The organism is Anaeromyxobacter sp. Fw109-5 (assembly GCF_000017505.1).
Lineage (GTDB): Bacteria > Myxococcota > Myxococcia > Myxococcales > Anaeromyxobacteraceae > Anaeromyxobacter.
The window spans coordinates 65859-82781 of the sequence record NC_009675.1; the positions used below are offsets into that span (position 1 = coordinate 65859).

Annotated in this window: 18 protein-coding genes; 15 read left to right on the forward strand and 3 right to left on the reverse strand. The window is 73.5% G+C overall.

The window, feature by feature from the left end:
* Nucleotides 1-23 precede the first annotated feature (23 nt).
* The 5 genes from ANAE109_RS00265 to ANAE109_RS00285 all read left to right on the forward strand — a co-directional run bounded on the left by ANAE109_RS00265 (nucleotide 24) and on the right by ANAE109_RS00285 (nucleotide 5316).
* The gene (locus ANAE109_RS00265) at nucleotides 24-1028 is read left to right on the forward strand and encodes an MBL fold metallo-hydrolase (protein ID WP_011984377.1); all 1005 of its coding nucleotides are present in this window, start codon (nucleotides 24-26) and stop codon (nucleotides 1026-1028) included.
* 64 nt (nucleotides 1029-1092) lie between these two features.
* Nucleotides 1093-1854, forward strand: a complete 762-nt coding sequence (locus tag ANAE109_RS00270) for a TerC family protein (protein ID WP_011984378.1) — start codon at nucleotides 1093-1095, stop codon at nucleotides 1852-1854.
* Nucleotides 1847-2749: a DMT family transporter gene (locus tag ANAE109_RS00275; protein WP_011984379.1), complete on the forward strand. Its 903-nt coding sequence runs from the start codon at nucleotides 1847-1849 to the stop codon at nucleotides 2747-2749. The genes ANAE109_RS00270 and ANAE109_RS00275 overlap by 8 nt, the downstream gene beginning before the upstream one ends.
* A gap of 107 nt (nucleotides 2750-2856) precedes the next feature.
* A complete protein-coding gene (locus ANAE109_RS00280; RefSeq protein ID WP_011984380.1) occupies nucleotides 2857-4035 on the forward strand; it encodes a glycosyltransferase family 4 protein in 1179 nt (392 codons plus the stop codon).
* Between the two features lie 96 nt (nucleotides 4036-4131).
* Entirely contained in the window at nucleotides 4132-5316 is a 1185-nt protein-coding gene (locus ANAE109_RS00285; RefSeq protein ID WP_041448013.1) for a murein transglycosylase A, read from the forward strand.
* 59 nt (nucleotides 5317-5375) lie between these two features.
* Here ANAE109_RS00285 and uraA read toward each other — a convergent pair whose 3' ends face one another.
* The gene (uraA, locus tag ANAE109_RS00290) at nucleotides 5376-6680 is read right to left on the reverse strand and encodes a uracil permease (RefSeq protein ID WP_011984382.1); all 1305 of its coding nucleotides are present in this window, start codon (nucleotides 6678-6680) and stop codon (nucleotides 5376-5378) included.
* 197 nt (nucleotides 6681-6877) lie between these two features.
* Between uraA and ANAE109_RS25165 the strand changes: the two genes are divergently transcribed.
* Nucleotides 6878-7054, forward strand: a complete 177-nt coding sequence (locus tag ANAE109_RS25165; RefSeq protein ID WP_158305859.1) for a hypothetical protein — start codon at nucleotides 6878-6880, stop codon at nucleotides 7052-7054.
* A 98-nt stretch (nucleotides 7055-7152) separates the two neighbouring features.
* On the forward strand, nucleotides 7153-8145 hold the full coding sequence (locus tag ANAE109_RS00295) for an MBL fold metallo-hydrolase (RefSeq protein WP_011984383.1): 993 nt from the start codon (nucleotides 7153-7155) through the stop codon (nucleotides 8143-8145).
* 5 nt (nucleotides 8146-8150) lie between these two features.
* On the opposite strand, the gene ANAE109_RS00300 is transcribed toward ANAE109_RS00295, so the two are convergent.
* A complete protein-coding gene (locus ANAE109_RS00300; RefSeq protein ID WP_011984384.1) occupies nucleotides 8151-8828 on the reverse strand; it encodes an O-methyltransferase in 678 nt (225 codons plus the stop codon).
* Nucleotides 8829-8985: 157 nt separating this feature from the next.
* On the opposite strand from ANAE109_RS00300, the gene ANAE109_RS00305 reads away from it, so the two are divergent.
* Together ANAE109_RS00305 and ANAE109_RS00310 are read left to right on the forward strand one after the other, a co-directional pair.
* Complete coding sequence (locus ANAE109_RS00305) at nucleotides 8986-10005, forward strand: RluA family pseudouridine synthase (RefSeq protein WP_011984385.1); 1020 nt, start codon at nucleotides 8986-8988, stop codon at nucleotides 10003-10005.
* A gap of 35 nt (nucleotides 10006-10040) precedes the next feature.
* On the forward strand, nucleotides 10041-12599 hold the full coding sequence (locus tag ANAE109_RS00310; RefSeq protein ID WP_011984386.1) for a penicillin-binding protein 1A: 2559 nt from the start codon (nucleotides 10041-10043) through the stop codon (nucleotides 12597-12599).
* A 74-nt stretch (nucleotides 12600-12673) separates the two neighbouring features.
* Here ANAE109_RS00310 and ANAE109_RS00315 read toward each other — a convergent pair whose 3' ends face one another.
* A complete protein-coding gene (locus ANAE109_RS00315; RefSeq protein WP_011984387.1) occupies nucleotides 12674-13114 on the reverse strand; it encodes an EVE domain-containing protein in 441 nt (146 codons plus the stop codon).
* Between the two features lie 84 nt (nucleotides 13115-13198).
* Between ANAE109_RS00315 and tatB the strand changes: the two genes are divergently transcribed.
* The 6 genes from tatB to ANAE109_RS00345 all read left to right on the forward strand — a co-directional run bounded on the left by tatB (nucleotide 13199) and on the right by ANAE109_RS00345 (nucleotide 16885).
* Nucleotides 13199-13555, forward strand: coding sequence for a Sec-independent protein translocase protein TatB (tatB, locus tag ANAE109_RS00320; protein ID WP_011984388.1), 357 nt, complete (start codon nucleotides 13199-13201; stop codon nucleotides 13553-13555).
* Entirely contained in the window at nucleotides 13552-14364 is an 813-nt protein-coding gene (gene tatC / locus ANAE109_RS00325; RefSeq protein WP_011984389.1) for a twin-arginine translocase subunit TatC, read from the forward strand. The genes tatB and tatC overlap by 4 nt, the downstream gene beginning before the upstream one ends.
* A gap of 95 nt (nucleotides 14365-14459) precedes the next feature.
* Complete coding sequence (locus tag ANAE109_RS00330) at nucleotides 14460-14654, forward strand: hypothetical protein (RefSeq protein WP_041448014.1); 195 nt, start codon at nucleotides 14460-14462, stop codon at nucleotides 14652-14654.
* Nucleotides 14655-14671: 17 nt separating this feature from the next.
* Nucleotides 14672-15880, forward strand: a complete 1209-nt coding sequence (locus tag ANAE109_RS00335; RefSeq protein WP_011984390.1) for an acetyl-CoA C-acetyltransferase — start codon at nucleotides 14672-14674, stop codon at nucleotides 15878-15880.
* A 66-nt stretch (nucleotides 15881-15946) separates the two neighbouring features.
* Nucleotides 15947-16144, forward strand: coding sequence for a hypothetical protein (locus ANAE109_RS00340; protein ID WP_011984391.1), 198 nt, complete (start codon nucleotides 15947-15949; stop codon nucleotides 16142-16144).
* Between the two features lie 6 nt (nucleotides 16145-16150).
* Complete coding sequence (locus ANAE109_RS00345; RefSeq protein ID WP_011984392.1) at nucleotides 16151-16885, forward strand: rhomboid family intramembrane serine protease; 735 nt, start codon at nucleotides 16151-16153, stop codon at nucleotides 16883-16885.
* Nucleotides 16886-16923: the final 38 nt, after the last annotated feature.

The following is a 16923-nucleotide window of genomic DNA, read 5'->3' on the forward strand; positions in this document are numbered from 1 at the left end:
CGGCGGGGCGGCGCGGGCGGGCGATGACCGAGGCGGACCTCGCCGCGCTGGGGGTGCACCGCATCGCGGTGCCCATCCCCTTCCCGCAGGCGGGCGGGCCGGTCAACGTCTACGCCATCGAGGAGGCGGGCGGCGGGCTCGTGCTCTTCGACTCGGGCTTCTCGAGCGCGGAGGCGCACGCGGCGCTCGAGGACGGCTTCCGCCGCATCGGCCGGCGCTTCGACGAGGTGACGCGCATCGTCGTGTCGCACGGCCACGTGGACCACTACGGCGGCGCCCGCCACGTCCAGGAGCTGCACGGCGGCACGCCCCCCGTGTACGCGCACCCGGCCGATCTCCCCAAGGTGACCGAGGAGGGCTGGCGCTGGCGCGAGCACGCGCCCGCGTACGCGGCGCACCTCGCGCGCCTCGGCCTCCCCGAGGACGTGATCGCGGCCACCGCCGCGGCGGGCGAGAAGAGCTTCGAGCTCGCGCCCCGCGTCCCCGAGGCGCGCCCCCTCGCCGAGGGCGAGCGGCTCCGCGCGCGCCACCTCGACCTCGAGGTGCTCCACATGCCGGGGCACACCCCCGGCCTCGTCTGTCTCTACGACCGCGCGCGGCGGCTCTTCCTGTCCGACGATCACCTGCTGCAGAAGATCTCGCCGAACCCGCTCATCGAGCTGGGCCCGCACGGCGAGGAGGGCTACTTCCGCCCGCTCCTCGCCTACCTCGACAGCGTCCGCCGCCTGCACGCGCTCGACGTCGACCTCGTGCTCCCCGGCCACGGCCCGCCGTTCTCGGGCCACCGCGCGGTGATCGACCGGCTCGTGGAGTTCTACGGGAAGCGTCAGGCGAGGCTGCGCGAGCTCCTCGCCGCGGGGCCGCGCACCGCGTGGGAGCTCTGCCGGACGCTCTTCCCCTGGGCGAAGCCGGCCGAGGCGTTCCTCACCATCTCCGAGACGGCCGCGAACCTCGAGCTGCTGGAGGCGCGCGGGGAGGTCGCCCGGACGGAGGTGGCCGGCCGCTGGAGCTACGCGCTGGCCCGCTGACCTCCGCAGTCCCGGCCACTGCCGCTCGACAAGGACCCCCGCATCGGGCAATCAGAGGGCCGCCATGCTCGACCTCCTCACCCAGCCGGACGTCTGGATCTCGCTCGCCACGCTCGCCGCGATGGAGATCGTCCTCGGCATCGACAACGTGGTGTTCCTCACCATCCTCGCCGGGCGCCTCCCGCAGGAGCAGCAGCCGAAGGCGCGCAGGCTCGGGCTCGGCTTCGCCCTCGCCACCCGGCTCGGCCTGCTCTTCGCGATCAGCTGGGTGATGGGGCTCACGCGCGAGCTGTTCTCCGTCGCCGGCCAGGGCTTCTCCGGGCGCGACCTCATCCTCCTCGCCGGCGGCCTGTTCCTCATCGGCAAGGCGACGTTCGAGATCCACGACAAGCTCGAGGTGGAGCACGGGCCGGAGGAGGCGAAGAAGGGCGGCGCGAGCTTCTGGGGAGTGATCGTCCAGATCGGCATCCTCGACATCGTCTTCTCGCTCGACTCCGTCATCACCGCCGTGGGCATGGCCCGCCACCTCTCGGTGATGGTGACCGCGATGGTGCTCGCGGTGGGCGTGATGCTGGTGTTCGCCGGGCCGATCGGGGGCTTCGTGGAGCGCCACCCGACCATGAAGATGCTCGCGCTCTCGTTCCTCATCCTCATCGGCGTGATGCTCGTGGCGGAGGGGTTCGGCAGGCACGTCGAGAAGGGCTACATCTACTTCGCGATGGCGTTCTCGCTGGCGGTGGAGCTCCTCAACATGCGCATCCGGCGGGCGAAGGAGGCGCCGGTGAAGCTGCACGGTCGGTTCGAGATCGAGGAGCCCCGTGGCTGACCTGGCGCTGCTCGTCCTCACGCTGTTCTGGGGCACCACCTTCCACTTCGTGAAGGGGGTGCTCGAGGTCGCCTCGCCGGGCGTGTTCCTCGCGGCGCGCTTCGCGACGGCCGCGGCCGTCCTGGGCGCGGTCGCGCTCTGGCGGCGCGAGCGGGTGGGGGCGGGGTTCCTGCGCCACGGGGTGCTGCTCGGCGCGTTCATGCTGGCGGGCTTCGCCCTCCAGACCGTCGGGCTCCGCCACACGACGCCGGCGCGCTCCGGCTTCTTCACCGGCCTGGCGGTGCTCATCGTCCCGTTCCTCGCGAGGTTCCTGCTCGGACGGGCGGTGAAGATGGCGAGCTGGGCGGGCGTCGCGCTGGCGGTGGCCGGGCTCGCGCTGCTCACCCACCCCTTCGGCGAGCCGGTCGACGCCGGGGTGCGGCTCGGAGATCTCCTCACCGCCGGCTGCGCCGTCGCGTTCGCGCTCCAGATCGTCTACACGTCCGAGTGGTCCCCCCGGCACCCCATCGTGCCGCTCACGCTCGCGCAGATCACGGTCACCTTCCTCGGAGCGGCGGCGATGCTGCCCTTCGAGTCGCGCTACTACCGGCCCGAGGGCGCGGCGGTGTTCGCCGTCACGGTGGTCTTCACGGGCGTGTTCATGACCGCCCTCGCCTTCTTCGTCCAGAACTGGGGCCAGCGGCACACGACGGCGGTCCGCGCGGCGCTCATCTTCTCGCTCGAGCCGGTGGCGGCGGCGCTCTTCAGCCACTTCTACGGCGGCGAGCCGCTGCGGGCGACCGACTGGGGTGGCGGCGCGCTCATCGCGCTCGGCGTCGTCGCCGGGGAGGTGGGCGGCTTGGTGGAGGGGCGGCGGTCCCCCGGCCCCGCGCTCACCGCCGGCGGGCGCGGCTGAGAAGGGGCCCCAGCCTCGGCCCCCGGGCGGTCGGAAGCCCGCCGCAGGGCTTCCCCGCGTCCCGAGCGGTCTCCATGTTGCGTGTGACGGAGAGGGCCCTCACGCGCATGAATCATCCGGACACGTCTCTCTCGATCGCCTACGCCAACTATGGGGAGCAGAGCGGTGTCACCGCCCACGTGGCCGGAGCGCTCCGCGCCCTCGGCCACCGGATCGCTCCGGTGTCGGCGCGCGGGCCGCTCGACCTCCGCGACCCGCAGACCCGCCTGCCCCGGCTCACCCGCGACGTGTTCGCCCACCTGGCGGTCGCTGCCGCGCGCTTCCGGGGGCGGGCGCTCGCGTACCGCTGGAACACGGCGTACGCCTTCGACGTCCACTCGCGCTACCTCGGCGCGGCGATCGACGGGCTCGATCCCGCCCCGGACGTCGTGCTCCAGAACGGCGCCCTGTTCGCGCCCGGCGCGCCGCCGCGCGTCCCGTACGTCCTCCTGCTCGACCACACGCGCGCGCTCGCGGAGGCGTCGCCGGCGTTCCCCGCCGCCGGCCTGGCGGCCCCGCCGCGCTACGGCCCGTCCTGGTTCGCGCGCGAGCGCGCCTGCTACCAGGGGGCCGCCGCGATCGCGACGTTCTCCGAGAACGTGGCCCGCTCGCTCGTGCGCGACTACGGGATCGCGGGCCAGCGCGTGGAGATCGTCGGCGCCGGCGCGAACGCGGTGCCGGAGCGGGTGGTCCGCGCGGACGACGGCGAGACCATCCTCTTCGTGGGGCGCGAGTTCGCGCGGAAGGGCGGGACGTTCCTGCTCGACGCCTTCGAGCTGGTGCGCCGCCGCCGGCCGTCGGCGCGGCTGCTCATCGCGGGACCGCCCGAGCCCCTCGCCCTGCCCGCCGGCGCCGAGCAGCTCGGGCCCGTTCCCTACGAGGAGCTCGAGCCGCTGTTCGCCCGCGCCACCGTGTTCGCCCTGCCGACCTTGTGGGAGCCGTTCGGCATCGCCTTCCTCGACGCGATGGCGTGCGGCGTGCCCTGCGTCGGGACCCACGTCGAGGCGGTGCCGGAGATCGTCGAGGACGGGAAGACCGGCGTGCTCGTGCCGCCCGGGGACCCGGCCGCCCTCGCGGAGGCGCTGCTCGCGCTCCTCGGCGATCCGGCGCGTGCGCGGGCGATGGGCGCGGCGGGCCGCGCGCGCGTGCAGGGCCGCTTCCTGTGGTCGCACGTCGGCGGCCGGCTCGACGGCCTGCTCCAGTCGGTGCGGGCGACGCCGCGCCAGCCCGCGCGCGCCGCCTCCTGAGATGGCCGGCGGTCCGGGCCGCGGCGCTCGTGCCCCAGGAGGGCGGCCGGACGAGCGGGCGGAATGCCGCCGGCCGGTCCCGAGTTATCGTGCGCGATGCGCCGCGCCCTCCGCCTCGCCCTCGCCGCCACGCTCGCGCTCGCCGCCTGCCGCACCGTCCCGCCGCCGCCCCCGCAGCCGGCCACCACCGCCGAGCGGGCCCTCGAGGAGCTCTCGCCCGGCGCCTTCCCGGCGTTCGGCGACGACCTCGACTACGCGGGCCTGGACGCCGCCCTGGAGGGATCGCTGCAGCACTTCGCGCGGGTGGCGCGCGCCGATCCCGGCCGGACGCTCGCCTTCGGGAAGGAGCGCGTCCCGGTCGCGAAGGTGGCCGCCTCGCTGCGGCGCTTCCGCGAGCTCGTGGGGGCGCGGCCCGCGCCGGCCGCGCTGCGCGAGGCGCTGCGCCGCGAGTTCCGCGTCTTCCGCTCGATCGGCGACGGGCGCGGGACGGTGCTCTTCACGGGCTACTACCTCCCGGAGATCGCGGGCTCGCTCGAGCGCGGCGGCCGGTACCAGGTCCCCCTGCACCGGGCCCCGGTCGATCTCGTGCAGGTCCGCGCGCGCGACTTCCCCGCGCTCTCGGCGGACCTCATCGGCCGGGTGCGCGACGGCCGGCTCGTGCCGTATCCGACGCGCGCGGAGATCGCGGACGGCGCCATCGCCGGCCAGGGCGCGGAGCTGGCGTGGGTCGCCTCGGCGGTGGACGCCTTCTTCCTGGAGATCCAGGGGAGCGGGCTCTTGCGCCTGCCGGACGGGACCACCCGCGTCGTGACCTACGCCGGCAAGAACGGCCACCGCTACGAGGCGATCGGCGCCGAGCTGATCCGCCGCGGCGCGCTCACGCGCGAGCAGGTCTCGATGCAGGCCATCCGCGCGTGGCTCGCGGCGAACCCGGCGGAGCAGCCGCTCCTCCTCGCCACGAACCCGTCCTACGTCTTCTTCCGCTTCGCGGACGACGCCATCGGCTCCCTGGGCGTGCCGGTCACCCCGGATCGCACCATCGCCGCCGACGCGCGCGTGTTCCCGAAGGGCGCGCTCGCCTTCGTGGAGACGGAGCGCCCCGCGGACGCGACGGGGGGGCCCATGAAGCCGTTCGGCCGGTTCTTCCTCGACCAGGACGCGGGCGGCGCGATCAAGAGCTCGGCGCGCGTCGACCTGTTCCTCGGCAGCGGCGCCTACGCGGAGAGCGCGGCGGGACGGATGAAGCAGCCGGGGCGGCTCTACTACCTGCTCCTGAAGTAGAAGCGCCCGGCCCCGCGCGGGCGGGACCGGGCGCCGAGGATTCGCCGCCGCTCGGGGATCTAGACGTCCGCCGCCTCGCCGGCCGCCTCGCCGGCGCCCTTCTCCATGGCGCGGGGCAGGATCAGGTTCAGCAGCATGCCGACGTAGGCGGCGAGGGACATCTCGCCGAACTCGATGCCGCCGATGTGCAGCTTCGCGCCGCCGATGCCGATGACGAGCACCACCGAGGCGATGATGAGGTTGCGCTTCTGGGAGAAGTCGATGCCGGCCTCGACCAGCATGCGGATGCCGGCGGAGGCGATGATCCCGAAGAGCAGGATGCAGATGCCGCCCATCACGTGGGTCGGGATGGTGCGGATGAGCGCGCCCACCGGCGGGAAGAACGACATCACGATGGCGATCACGGCCGCGCCGCCGATGACCCACACGCTGAACACCCGCGTGATCGCCATGACCCCGATGTTCTCGCCGTAGGTGGTGTTGGGCGGGCCGCCCAGGAGGCCCGCGAAGGCGGTGGCCACGCCGTCGCCCGCGAGCGAGCGGTGGAGGCCCGGATCCTTCACGAAGTCGCGCCCCACGATGTTGTTCGTGACGATGAGGTGGCCGATGTGCTCGGTGATGACGACGAGCGAGATCGGGGCGAGCGTGAGGATCGCGCCCCAGGTGAACTTCGGCGGCACGAAGGGGGGCAGCGCGACCGGCGCGGCGGACCTCACCGCGTCGAAGCTCACCTGCCCGGCGAGGAGCGCCACGAGGTAGCCGCCCACGATGCCGATCAGGATGGGGATGACGCCGAGGAACCCCTTCAGGAACACCGCCGCCAGGATGGCGATCGCGAGCGCGGAGAGGGCCACCGCGAAGTACTCGGGGTGATAGGTCCCCGTGCCGCCCTCCATCGCCATCGTCACCACCGCGGTGCGGGCGAGGCCGAGGCCGATGACCATCACCACCGAGCCGATGACCACGGGCGGCAGCAGCCGGTCGATCCAGCCGGTGCCGAACTTGCCGATGATGGCCGCCACGACGATGTAGACGAGGCCCACCACCACGCAGCCGCCCATGGCGACCGCGATGCGGTCGGGCGAGGCGAGCTCTCCCGCCTTGGCGCCGAGCAGGCCGATGAACGCGGCGATGAAGGCGAAGGACGACCCGAGGTAGGCGGGGATCTTCCCCTTCGTCACGAAGATGTAGAGCAGCGTGCCGACGCCGGAGGTGAAGAGCGTCACCGAGGTGTCGAGGCCGACGAGGTACGGCACGAGCACCGTCGCGCCGAACATCGCGAACAGGTGCTGCAGCGAGAGGGGGATGCTCTGCAAGAGCGGGAGCCGCTCTCCCACGTCGACGGTGCGCTGCTCCGCTTTCATCTTCGCCTCCCGGGGGGAGCCCACGTCCCTGCGGGCGGGCTCGGTGTCTCTTCGAAGAGGTAGGGCCATGGCGGCGCGCATGATGCCAGAGGGGGCTGACGCCCCCAAGCGAGGTTCGCGCGCAGGGGTGGCCCCGAAGGCGCCTCGCACCGGCGCGCGGGCGGCGCGACGATCCCGGCCAGACGCGGAGGTGGGCGATGGCACAAGACAGGCGAGGCGGCTTCCATTCGCTCGAGAAGAAGATCCACGACCTCGAGGAGCAGGACCGCACCTCGGAGCGGAAGGCCGGCGCGGAGGGCGGGCAGCGGCGCGAGCCGAAGGGGGAGAAGGAATCGGCGGAGCGGCGCACCCCGCCGGCCGCCCACGACGAGTGAGCAGAGCCCTGCGGGCGTGAGCCCCCGAGGCGCGCCGCGACCCGGCGCGCAGGCGGGGGTTCGCGCCTGTGGGGAGGGCGGTGTAGAACGGGCGCCCGATGAGGCGGCCGCCGATCGAGCTCCACAAGGGAGAGCTCCGCATCACCCACAGCGCGCTCCACCTCGACGCGAAGCGCCGCGTCGAGTGCGCGTTCGTCTCGCACGCGCACGGCGACCACATCGGCCGCCACGACCGCACCATCGCGACCACCCCGACCCTGGCGCTCATGCGCCACCGGCTGGGGGAGCCGAAGCGGCGCAAGACCGAGGCGCTCCCCGTCGACTACCGCACGCCGTTCGGGCTCGGCGAGCTCACCCTCGAGCTGTTCAGCGCGGGCCACGTGCTCGGCTCGGCGCAGCTGCGCGTGACCCGCAACGAGGTGGCGGTGGGCTACACCGGCGACCTCTGCACCGAGCCCACCCACGCCGCGGAGCGCGCGGACGTGATGCCGTGCGACGTGCTCGTGATGGAGTCGACCTTCGGGCTGCCGCGCTACGTCTTCCCGCCCAAGGAGGAGACCCTCGCGGCGGTCCGCAGGTTCGTGGACGACGCCCTGTCGGACGGCGTCACCCCGGTGCTCCTCGGCTACGCGCTCGGCAAGGCCCAGGAGATCCTGAAGTTCCTCTCCGACGCGGGCTACCCCTGCCGCGCCCACCCGGTGGTGCACGCGGTGAACCGGGTCTACGAGGCCCACGGCGTGGCGTTCCCGAACGTGCGGGCGCTCGGGCCGGAGGGGCCGGAGCGTGGGGAGGTGGTCGTCGCCCCCCCGCACCTCGCGCGCAGCCCCGCGATGCGGGGCGTGGGAAAGCGCCGCACCGCCATCCTCACCGGCTGGGCGATCGACGGCGGTCGCTGGTTCCGCGGCGTGGACGCGGCCTTCCCGCTCTCCGACCACGCCGACTTCCCGTCCCTCGTGCGCTACGCGAAGGCGACCGGCGCCGGGCGCGTCTTCACCGTGCACGGCCACGCCGACGCGCTCTCCGCCGCGCTCCGCAAGGAGGGCGTGCGGTCGGAGCCGTTGCGCGAGCACATGCAGCTGGAATTGCTGTAGCGGGCTCAGCGCACCTTCACTCCGAGCGATAGCCCCTCCGCCGTCGGGAGCATCGTCGCGCGGAAGCGGCCGCCGCGGGCGAGCCGCTCGCTGAAGCGCCGCAGCGGCTCCATCGCGGCGGCGTCCTCGCCGGCCGAGGCGGGCTCGTGCACGTGGCCGAAGCCGAAGGTGTTGTCGGCGAGCAGGACGCCGCCCACGCGCAGGTGCTCCTCCGCCCAGGCGAGGTAGGCGGGGTAGCCGCCCTTGTCGGCGTCCACGAAGACCAGGTCGAAGGGGCCCTCGCCCTCCACCTCCCGCAGCCGCTCCAGGGCGGGGCCGACGTGGACCCGGACGCGGCCCGCCACGCCCGCGCGCGCGAACGCGGCCCGCGCGAGCGCGGCGTGCCGCTCGAGCAGCTCGAACGTGTGGAGCACGCCGTCCTCCGGGAGCGCCCGCGCGAGGCAGACGCCGCTGTACCCGGCGAGCGTGCCGATCTCGACGATCCGGCGCGCGGCGCAGGCGCGGGCGAGCACCTCGAGGTGGAGCCCGTCGAAGCGGCCCACGTGGATGGGCGGGAGGCCGGCCGCGTCGCTCCGCGCCCGGATCTCGCGCAGCACCTCGTCCTCCGGCGCGTACACCGACTCCGCCCACGCCGCGAGCGCGGGGTCGCCCTGCCCGAACCCCTTCACCGGGGGAGATCCCATCCTGTCCTCCGCGGAGCGAGTTACCGTCCCCGGCGCGGGTCGCACGTGCCGGGCGGGTGGGGCGATCGGCGCGAGGCAGGCGCGGCGCTCCGGCGAGCGCTCCGCCGGCCGGCACGGCGAGGTCGTCGGAGGCGGGCGGGTGCTGTAGAACATCCCCGTGCTGACGTTCACCATCTCAGAGGACGCCGCCGGGCAGCGGCTCGACAAGCTCGTGCGCAAGGCGCTCCGCGACGTGCCCCTCTCGCACGTCTACAAGATGTTCCGCACCCGGAAGATCCGCGTGAACGGCGGGCGCGGGAAGGCGGAGCAGCTCGTAGCGGCCGGCGACGTCGTGGTGATCCGCGGCGACGAGGAGCGGCTCCTCGCGCGGCAGGAGCCGGAGCCGGGCGCCCGGGCGGGCGCGGTCACCTTCGGCGTGCTCCACGAGGACGCCGACGTGCTCGCGGTGGACAAGCCGGCGGGGCTCGCCGCTCACCCCGGCACCGGCATCAGCGGCGCGACGCTCGTGGAGATGGCGCGCGCCCACCTCGGCACGCCCGCGGACCTGCCGCCCACCGAGTTCAAGCCCTCCCCGGCGCACCGGCTCGACCGCGACACCTCCGGCGTGGTGCTGGTCGCGAAGAACCGCAAGACGATGGTGCGGCTCACCGAGCTCTTCACCGACGGCGCGGACGTGAAGAAGACCTACCTCGCGCTCGTGAAGGGCAAGATGCCGCGCGAGGCGGGGACCATCGACCTGCCGCTCGCCGAGCACGAGCAGACCGCGCGCTCCAAGGCGGCGCGCGGGGTGAACCTCCAGGAGGCGCTCACCCGCTGGAAGGTGGTGTCCGCCATGAAGGAGGCCTCGCTGCTCGCGGTGACCATCGAGACCGGCCGCACCCACCAGATCCGGCGCCACCTCGAGGCGGTCGGGCACCCGGTGCTGGGCGACCGCCGCTACGGAGACTTCCCGACGAACCGCGCCGCGCGCCAGCGCTGGGGCCTGCGGCGCATGTTCCTCCACGCGTGGCGCCTCGAGCTGCCGCACCCGACCACCGGCGCGCCGCTCAGGCTCGAGGCGCCGCTCCCGGGGGAGCTCCTGGAGGCGCTGTCGCGCGCCAACCTGAGCTCGCCCGCCGGCACGGCGTCCGGGCGGGCGGCGCCCCGTGGGGCGGCTCGCCCACACGGCGAGCGTTGAACTCACCCGGACCCGGGGCATAGATTCGCCTGCCGATGACCGACAGCCGCGATCCGACGGTCGAATCCGGGGGCGCGCCGGACGCCCCTCCCCGGGTGGTGCTCGACGGGCTTCCGCCCCGGCGCCCCTTCGTCCGCGGGCTCGTCCGCTGGGCGCTGTTCCTGGCCATCGTGGCCGTGAACGCGGGCGTGGTGGCCGGGATCGCCGGCTACCTCTACTTCTCGCGCGGGCTGCCGGAGCTCCCGAAGCTCTCCGACTACCGGCCGCCCATCGTCACCGAGATGGTGAGCGCCGACGGCCAGATCGCCGGGGAGTTCTTCGTCGAGCGCCGCAAGGTGGTCCCCTACGAGCGCATCCCGAAGCGGCTCCTGCAGGCGTTCGTCGCCTCCGAGGATCAGGACTTCTTCGAGCACGGCGGCGTCGACTGGACGGGCACGCTGCGGGCGGCGCTCAACACCTACGTGCTGCGGCGCCGGATCCAGGGCGGCTCGACCATCACGCAGCAGACCGCCAAGGCGCTGCTCATCAGCGCGGAGGGGTTCGAGTCGGGGACGCGGCGGAACCTCGCCCGCAAGCTGCGCGAGTTCATCCTCGCGAAGCGGCTCGAGCGCGCGTTCACGAAGGAGGAGATCCTCTGGATGTACCTGAACGGCGTCTACCTCGGGCACCACAGCTACGGGGTCCAGGCGGCCGCCGAGAACTACTACCGCAAGAACGTGGAGGACCTGACGCTCGAGGAGGCCGCGCTCATCGCCGGCCTCCCCCAGGCGCCGTCGCGCTACTCGCCGTTCTCGCACCCCGAGGCGGCGAAGGACCGCCGCCGCTACGTGCTGCGCCGCATGGCGGAGGAGGGCTTCATCACGCAGGAGGAGCGGGCGCGCGGCTCCGAGGCGGAGGTGAAGGTCTTCGGCGTGGACGACGTCTTCCGCGAGACCGCGCCCTTCTACGTCGAGCACGCGCGCCGCTACGTGGTGGACCGCTTCGGCAACGAGCGGCTGCTTCAGGACGGCCTGCGCGTGGAGCTCGCCATGGACCTCGAGAAGCAGCGCGCGGCGCAGGCCGCGATGCTCTCGGGCCTCATGGAGGTGGATCACCGCCAGGGCTACAACGGGCCCGTCGCGAACGTCGCCGGGGCCGAGCGGAAGACGCTCGCCGAGCGGCTGGCGCGCGCCTGGCCGAAGGGGAGGCTCGAGCGCGGCGAGTACTGCGTGGGGATCGTGGCCCGCGTGGACGACCGCGCCGGGTTCGCGGAGGTGGAGGTCGGCGAGAACCGCGGCCTGCTCCCCCTCTCCGGCATGCGCTGGGCGCGCCGGCCGAACCCGGAGGTCTTCTACCCCGACGCGCTCATCTCCCGCGCCTCCATCGCCGTGAAGACGGGCGACGTGGTGCTGCTCCGCCGCGTCGCGCGCGAGGATCTGCAGAAGCGGGAGAGGGAGCTCGGGCTGGGCAAGGCCGCCTCGGTGCCGGAGGCGGAGCTGCTCTTCACCCTCGAGCAGGAGCCCAAGCTGCAGGGCGCGCTCGTCTCGGTGGACCCGTGGACCGGCTACGTGGTGGCCATGGTGGGCGGCTACGACTTCGACGCGTCCGAGTTCAACCGCGCCTTCCAGGCCTGCCGCCAGCCGGGCTCGGCGTTCAAGCCCCTCGTCTACGCCGCCGCCATCGAGAAGCTCGACTTCACGCCGGCCACCATCCTGACCGACGCGCCCATCGTCTTCCGCGACGACGAGAACAGCTGGAAGCCCCAGAACTACGGGCAGGACTTCAAGGGCGACGTGACGCTGCGCACCGCCCTCGTGGACTCGATGAACATCCCGGCGGTGAAGACCGCCGAGGCGCTCTCGGCGAAGGTCGGCATGCAGGCCCTCGCCGAGTGGGCGAAGGCGCTCGGGCTCACCACGCCCGTGAAGCTCGAGCTCGGGACCGCGCTCGGCTCGTCGTGCGTGAACCTGTGGGAGCTCACGAACGTGTACGCGCTCTTCGCGCGCTACGGCGAGAAGCGCCCCGCCACCTTCGTGAAGCGGGTGCTCGACCGCGACGGCAACGTGCTCGAGGACCGCACCGACTGGCGCGATCCCTGGGTCGGCCTCGACGCGCGGCTCGCCGCCGGGTTCGCGGAGGTGACGCGCCCGCGCGCCCGGGTGATGGACGAGCGGACCGCCTACATCCTGGTGCGGCTCCTGCGCGAGGTCGCCACCGTCGGCACCGGCGCGCGGGCCTCGGCCCTCGGCAAGCCCGCGGCGGGCAAGACCGGCACGACGAACGACTCGTTCGACACCTGGTTCATGGGCTTCACCCACGACCTCGCCACCGGCGTGTGGCTGGGCTACGACGTGAACGTGACGCCGCTCGGGCGGTACGAGACGGGCGGCCACGCGGCCCTGCCGATCTGGCTGTCCTACATGCGCACCGCGCTCGACCGCCGCCCGCAGCCCGAGTTCACCGCGCCCGCCGGGATCGTGGAGGTGCGGATCGATCCCGACACCGGCAAGCCGGCGGCCGACGGCGTGTTCGAGCCCTTCAAGCAGGGCACCGAGCCGAGCGCGCCCGCCGAGGGTCAGCAGCAGGTCGAGGTGCAGGACCTGTTCATGCAGTAGCCGCGCGCGGCGCCGCGGCTTCACGGAGCGTCACGTTCGCCGCGGCGGCGGGACCGGCGCTCCGGACGGCCCTCTCAGAAGCGCTCGTCGCGGCGCAGCCCACCGGTCTTCGCGATGATGTCGGCGAGCGCGGTGAGATCGCGCCACTCGGCCGGCGACAGCGGCACGACCGAGAGCCGCCCCTGGCGCACGAGCGCGGAGCCCTCGAACGCCGGCTCCTGCTTGAGCGCCTCGAGCGGCACCGGCGCGGGCAGGGGGGCCACCGCCTTCACGTCCACGCAGACGGCGCCCTCCCCGGCGGAGGGGTCGGGGTAGGCGGTGCGGACGACCTCGGCCACCCCCACCGCGCGCTTCTCGCCCGAGTGGTAGATGACCGTGCGGTCGCCCGCCTGCATCGCGCGGAGGTTCGCCTGCGCCTGCGGGTTCGAGACCCCGGTCCAGGCGGTGGTGCCCTCGCGGACGAGATCGTCCCAGGCGTAGGTGCCGGGCTCGGTCTTCAGCAGCCAGTAGGCCATGCGCCGGAGAGTTAGGGGGCGGCGGACCGGTCCGCAACGACCGTGCGAAGCCTTCCCCTCGCCCGCGTGTTATATGGGCCGGGCATGTTCGGCCTCGGCTTCGGCGAGATCATCATCATCGCCATCCTGGCGCTGCTCCTCCTGGGCCCCGAGCGCCTTCCGGAGGCGGCCAAGGCGCTCGGGAAGACCCTCCGTGACGTCCGCCGGGCGACCGACGACATCAAGGGCCAGATCGAGACGGAGATCTACGCGGAGGAGCGCAAGGCCGCGAAGCCCGCCCTCGTCCCGCCGGTGCCCGCTGCGCCGCTCGCCCCGGCGGGGCCGCCCCCGCCGGCCACGAGCGAGAACGTCCCCGGCCTCGAGGCGGCGCTCGCCGAGCCGCCAGCCTCGGCCTCCCCGGAGACCACTCCCGGCGAGCCAGCCCCCAGCAGGACCGCATGAGCTCGACCGCGCCGCAGCTCCCCCCCGCCGGTGCCGCAGCGCCGGAGCCGGAGAACGAGGTCCGGCTCACGTTCATGGAGCACCTCCGCGACCTGCGGAAGCGGCTCACCCACGCCATCCTCGGCGTGCTCGTGGGCATGCTCGCGGTGGGCGGGTTCGTGGACGGGATCTTCCACTGGCTCATGGCCCCGGTGCGCGCCGCCCTGCCGCCGAACCAGCAGGTGCTGCACTACACGAGCTCGATCGAGCCGCTCATGGTGTACCTGAAGGTGGCCGTGTACGGCGGCGTGTTCGTGGCCGCGCCTTGGGTGCTGTACCAGCTGTGGCAGTTCGTCGCCCCGGGCCTGTACAAGAAGGAGAAGCGGCTCGTCATCCCGTTCCTGTTCTTCGGGACGCTGCTCTTCTACGTCGGCGCGGCGTTCTGCTACTTCCTCGTCATGCCGCCGGCGTTCCCCGCGATGCTCGCCGTCGCGGCCGACGCGAGCCTCGCCCCGATGCTCACCATGAGCTCCACCCTGGGGCTCGTGCTCGCCATGCTGCTCGGCTTCGGCGTCGTGTTCGAGGTCCCGGTCATCCTCGCCTTCCTCTCGCTCATCGGGGTGGTCTCGGCGCAGACGCTCGCCAAGTACCGGCGGGTGGCGATCATCGTGAACGTGCTCGTCGCGGCGGTGATCACCCCCACCGGCGATCCGCTGAACCTCGCCATGATGGCCGTGCCGATGATCGTGTTCTACGAGATCGGGATCCTCCTCGCGCGCATCCTCGGCAAGCGCAAGGCCGAGCCGGTGGGCGCGGCCGCCAATCCGTAGGTCGAGTCGCTCCCGGCGCTCGCCGACGCGCGCCCCGCCCGGTGGCCCCATCCGAAGGCGCGCGAGCAACCGCGCGCGGAAGTAGCATCCCGGACGTGACGACCTTCCACGTCCTCGCCGCGCTCTTCGGGATCTACATGCTCGCGCGCCACGCCCCGCGGGCGGTGCGGCTGCTGCGCTCCCCCGGCCACCGGGCCGCCGCCGCGATCCCCCTCGTGAACATCTTCCTCGCCATGGCCATCCTGGCCTTCGCCGTGAAAGGGCTCGCCGCGAGCCTTATCCCTGGATGACGGGAGGCTCAGGGCGCATGAAGCGGGCAGGCCAGAAGGACGTCGTCATTCTCGCCGCCAAGCGGACCCCCTTCGGGACGTTCGGCGGCGCCCTCAAGGACCACAGCGCCACCGATCTGGCCGTGCACGCCGCCGGCGCCGCGATCGCGCAGGCCGGCGTCCCCGCCGAGGACTACGGGCACGTGGTGATGGGGAACGTCGTGCAGACGAGCCCCGACGCCATCTACCTCGCCCGCCACGTGGGGCTGCGCGCCGGGCTGCCGCAGCGCGTGGCGGCGCTCACCGTGAACCGGCTCTGCGGCTCCGGGTTCGAGGCGATCATCCAGGCGGCCAGGCTCATCGAGCTGGGCGAGGCGGAGCTGGTCCTCGCCGGCGGGACGGAGTCGATGAGCCAGGCGCCGCTCGTGGTGCGCGGCACGCGCTTCGGCTACGCCTTCGGGAAGCCGCCTGCGATGGAGGACATGCTCTGGTCGGCCGTCACGGACAGCTACGCGGGCATGCCCATGGCGCTCACCGCGGAGAAGCTGGCCGAGCAATACGCCCTCTCGCAGGACGAGGTGGACGACTACTCGGTGCTCTCCCAGCGACGCTGGGCGGCGGCCCACGAGGCGGGGCGCTTCCGCGAGGAGCTGGCGCCCCTCGAGCTGAAGGGCAGGAAGGGGCCGGTCGCCTTCGAGCGCGACGAGCACCCCCGGCCCGACACCACCGTCGAGGGCCTCCGCACGCTCCCCAAGGCCTTCAAGAAGGACGGGGTGATCCACGCGGGCGCGGCGAGCGGCATCGCGGACGGGGCCGGCGCGCTGGTCGTCGCCACCCGCGAGTACGCGGAGCGACGCGGGGTGAAGCCCATCGCGCGGGTGGTGAACTGGGGCCACGCCGGCGTGGACCCCACGGTCATGGGCATCGGTCCGGTGCCCGCCATCCGCAACGCGCTCGAGCGCGCCGGCGCGACCCTCGCGGACGTGGACCTGTTCGAGGTGAACGAGGCCTTCGCCCCGCAGTACCTCGCGGTGGAGAAGGAGCTCGGGCTGCCGCGCGAGCGCACCAACGTGGACGGCGGCGCCATCGCCGTGGGGCACCCGCTCGGCGCGAGCGGGGCGCGCATCACCATGCACCTCGCGTACGAGCTCCGCCGTCGCGGCGGCCGGGCGGCGGTGGGCGCCGCCTGCATCGGGGGCGGCCAGGGCGTCGCCATCGTCCTCGCGCCGGCCGAGCCCGGCGCATGACCGCAGCGATCTTGCCGCGTCTCCCTCGGAGGGATAGGGTCCAGCCCGTTCCGAAGGAGGGCGCGGATGGCGAGCTTCACCGGGGTGAAGGTGTTCTCCACGACCCTCGCGCGCGACCGCGAGCACATGGGGGAGCAGGTCGGGCGCTGGCTCGCCGAGCACCCCGACTACGAGGTCGTGGAGCGTGAGGTGAGGCAGAGCTCCGACAAGGAGTTCCACTGCCTGTCGATCATCCTCTTCTACCGGGACCGAAGAAAGGCCTGACGCCACATGCCGACCGCGCGCCGCCGTGCCCCTCGCCTCGGAGACACGTTCACCTTCGGGGGACGGGTCCCCGCCGTGGTGGGGCTGCTCATCGCGGCGATGGCGGTGGTCACGATCGCGAGCTGGCTCGACCGGCGGCTGCTGCAGCTCCTCGCGTTCGACCCGGCGAGCGTGCTCTACGGTCAGCTGTGGCGGCTCCTCACCTGGGTGTTCGTCCAGGACAGCCCGCTCACCCTGTTCTTCGCCGGGTTCATGCTGTGGTGGCTCGGGCAGCAGCTCGTGTACGTGTGGGGCGAGCGGCGCTTCCTCCTGCGCTTCCTGGGGATCACCGTCGGCGCGGGCGTGCTCGCCACGCTGTTCGCCCTGGTGTACCGGCCGGCCGCCGTCGGTCACGTCAACGCCTGGCCCACGGTGAACGGGCTGCTCGTCGCCTGGGCGCTCATGTTCCCCGACCGGCCGCTCTCCTGGTTCGGCGTCATCAACATGAGCGCCAAGATGATGGCGGCGCTCGTGGCGTTCGGGACCGTGCTCTACGCCATCGCCTACGGCGGCCCGGGGCGCTTCGCCGTGCACTTCGCGGCGCTCGCCATCGGCTGGGCGCTCTCCCGTGGCCTCTCGTTCGGCGGCTTCTTCCGCAAGGCGCGCCGCAACCTGGAGGAGCGGGAGGCGCGCCGCCGCGCGAAGCACCTCAAGGTCGTCCGCCGCAACGGGCAGGACGAGCCGCCGCGCTGGATGAATTGAGGCCTCGCCCTCCCGCCCGGCGAGGACGCAGCCGCGCC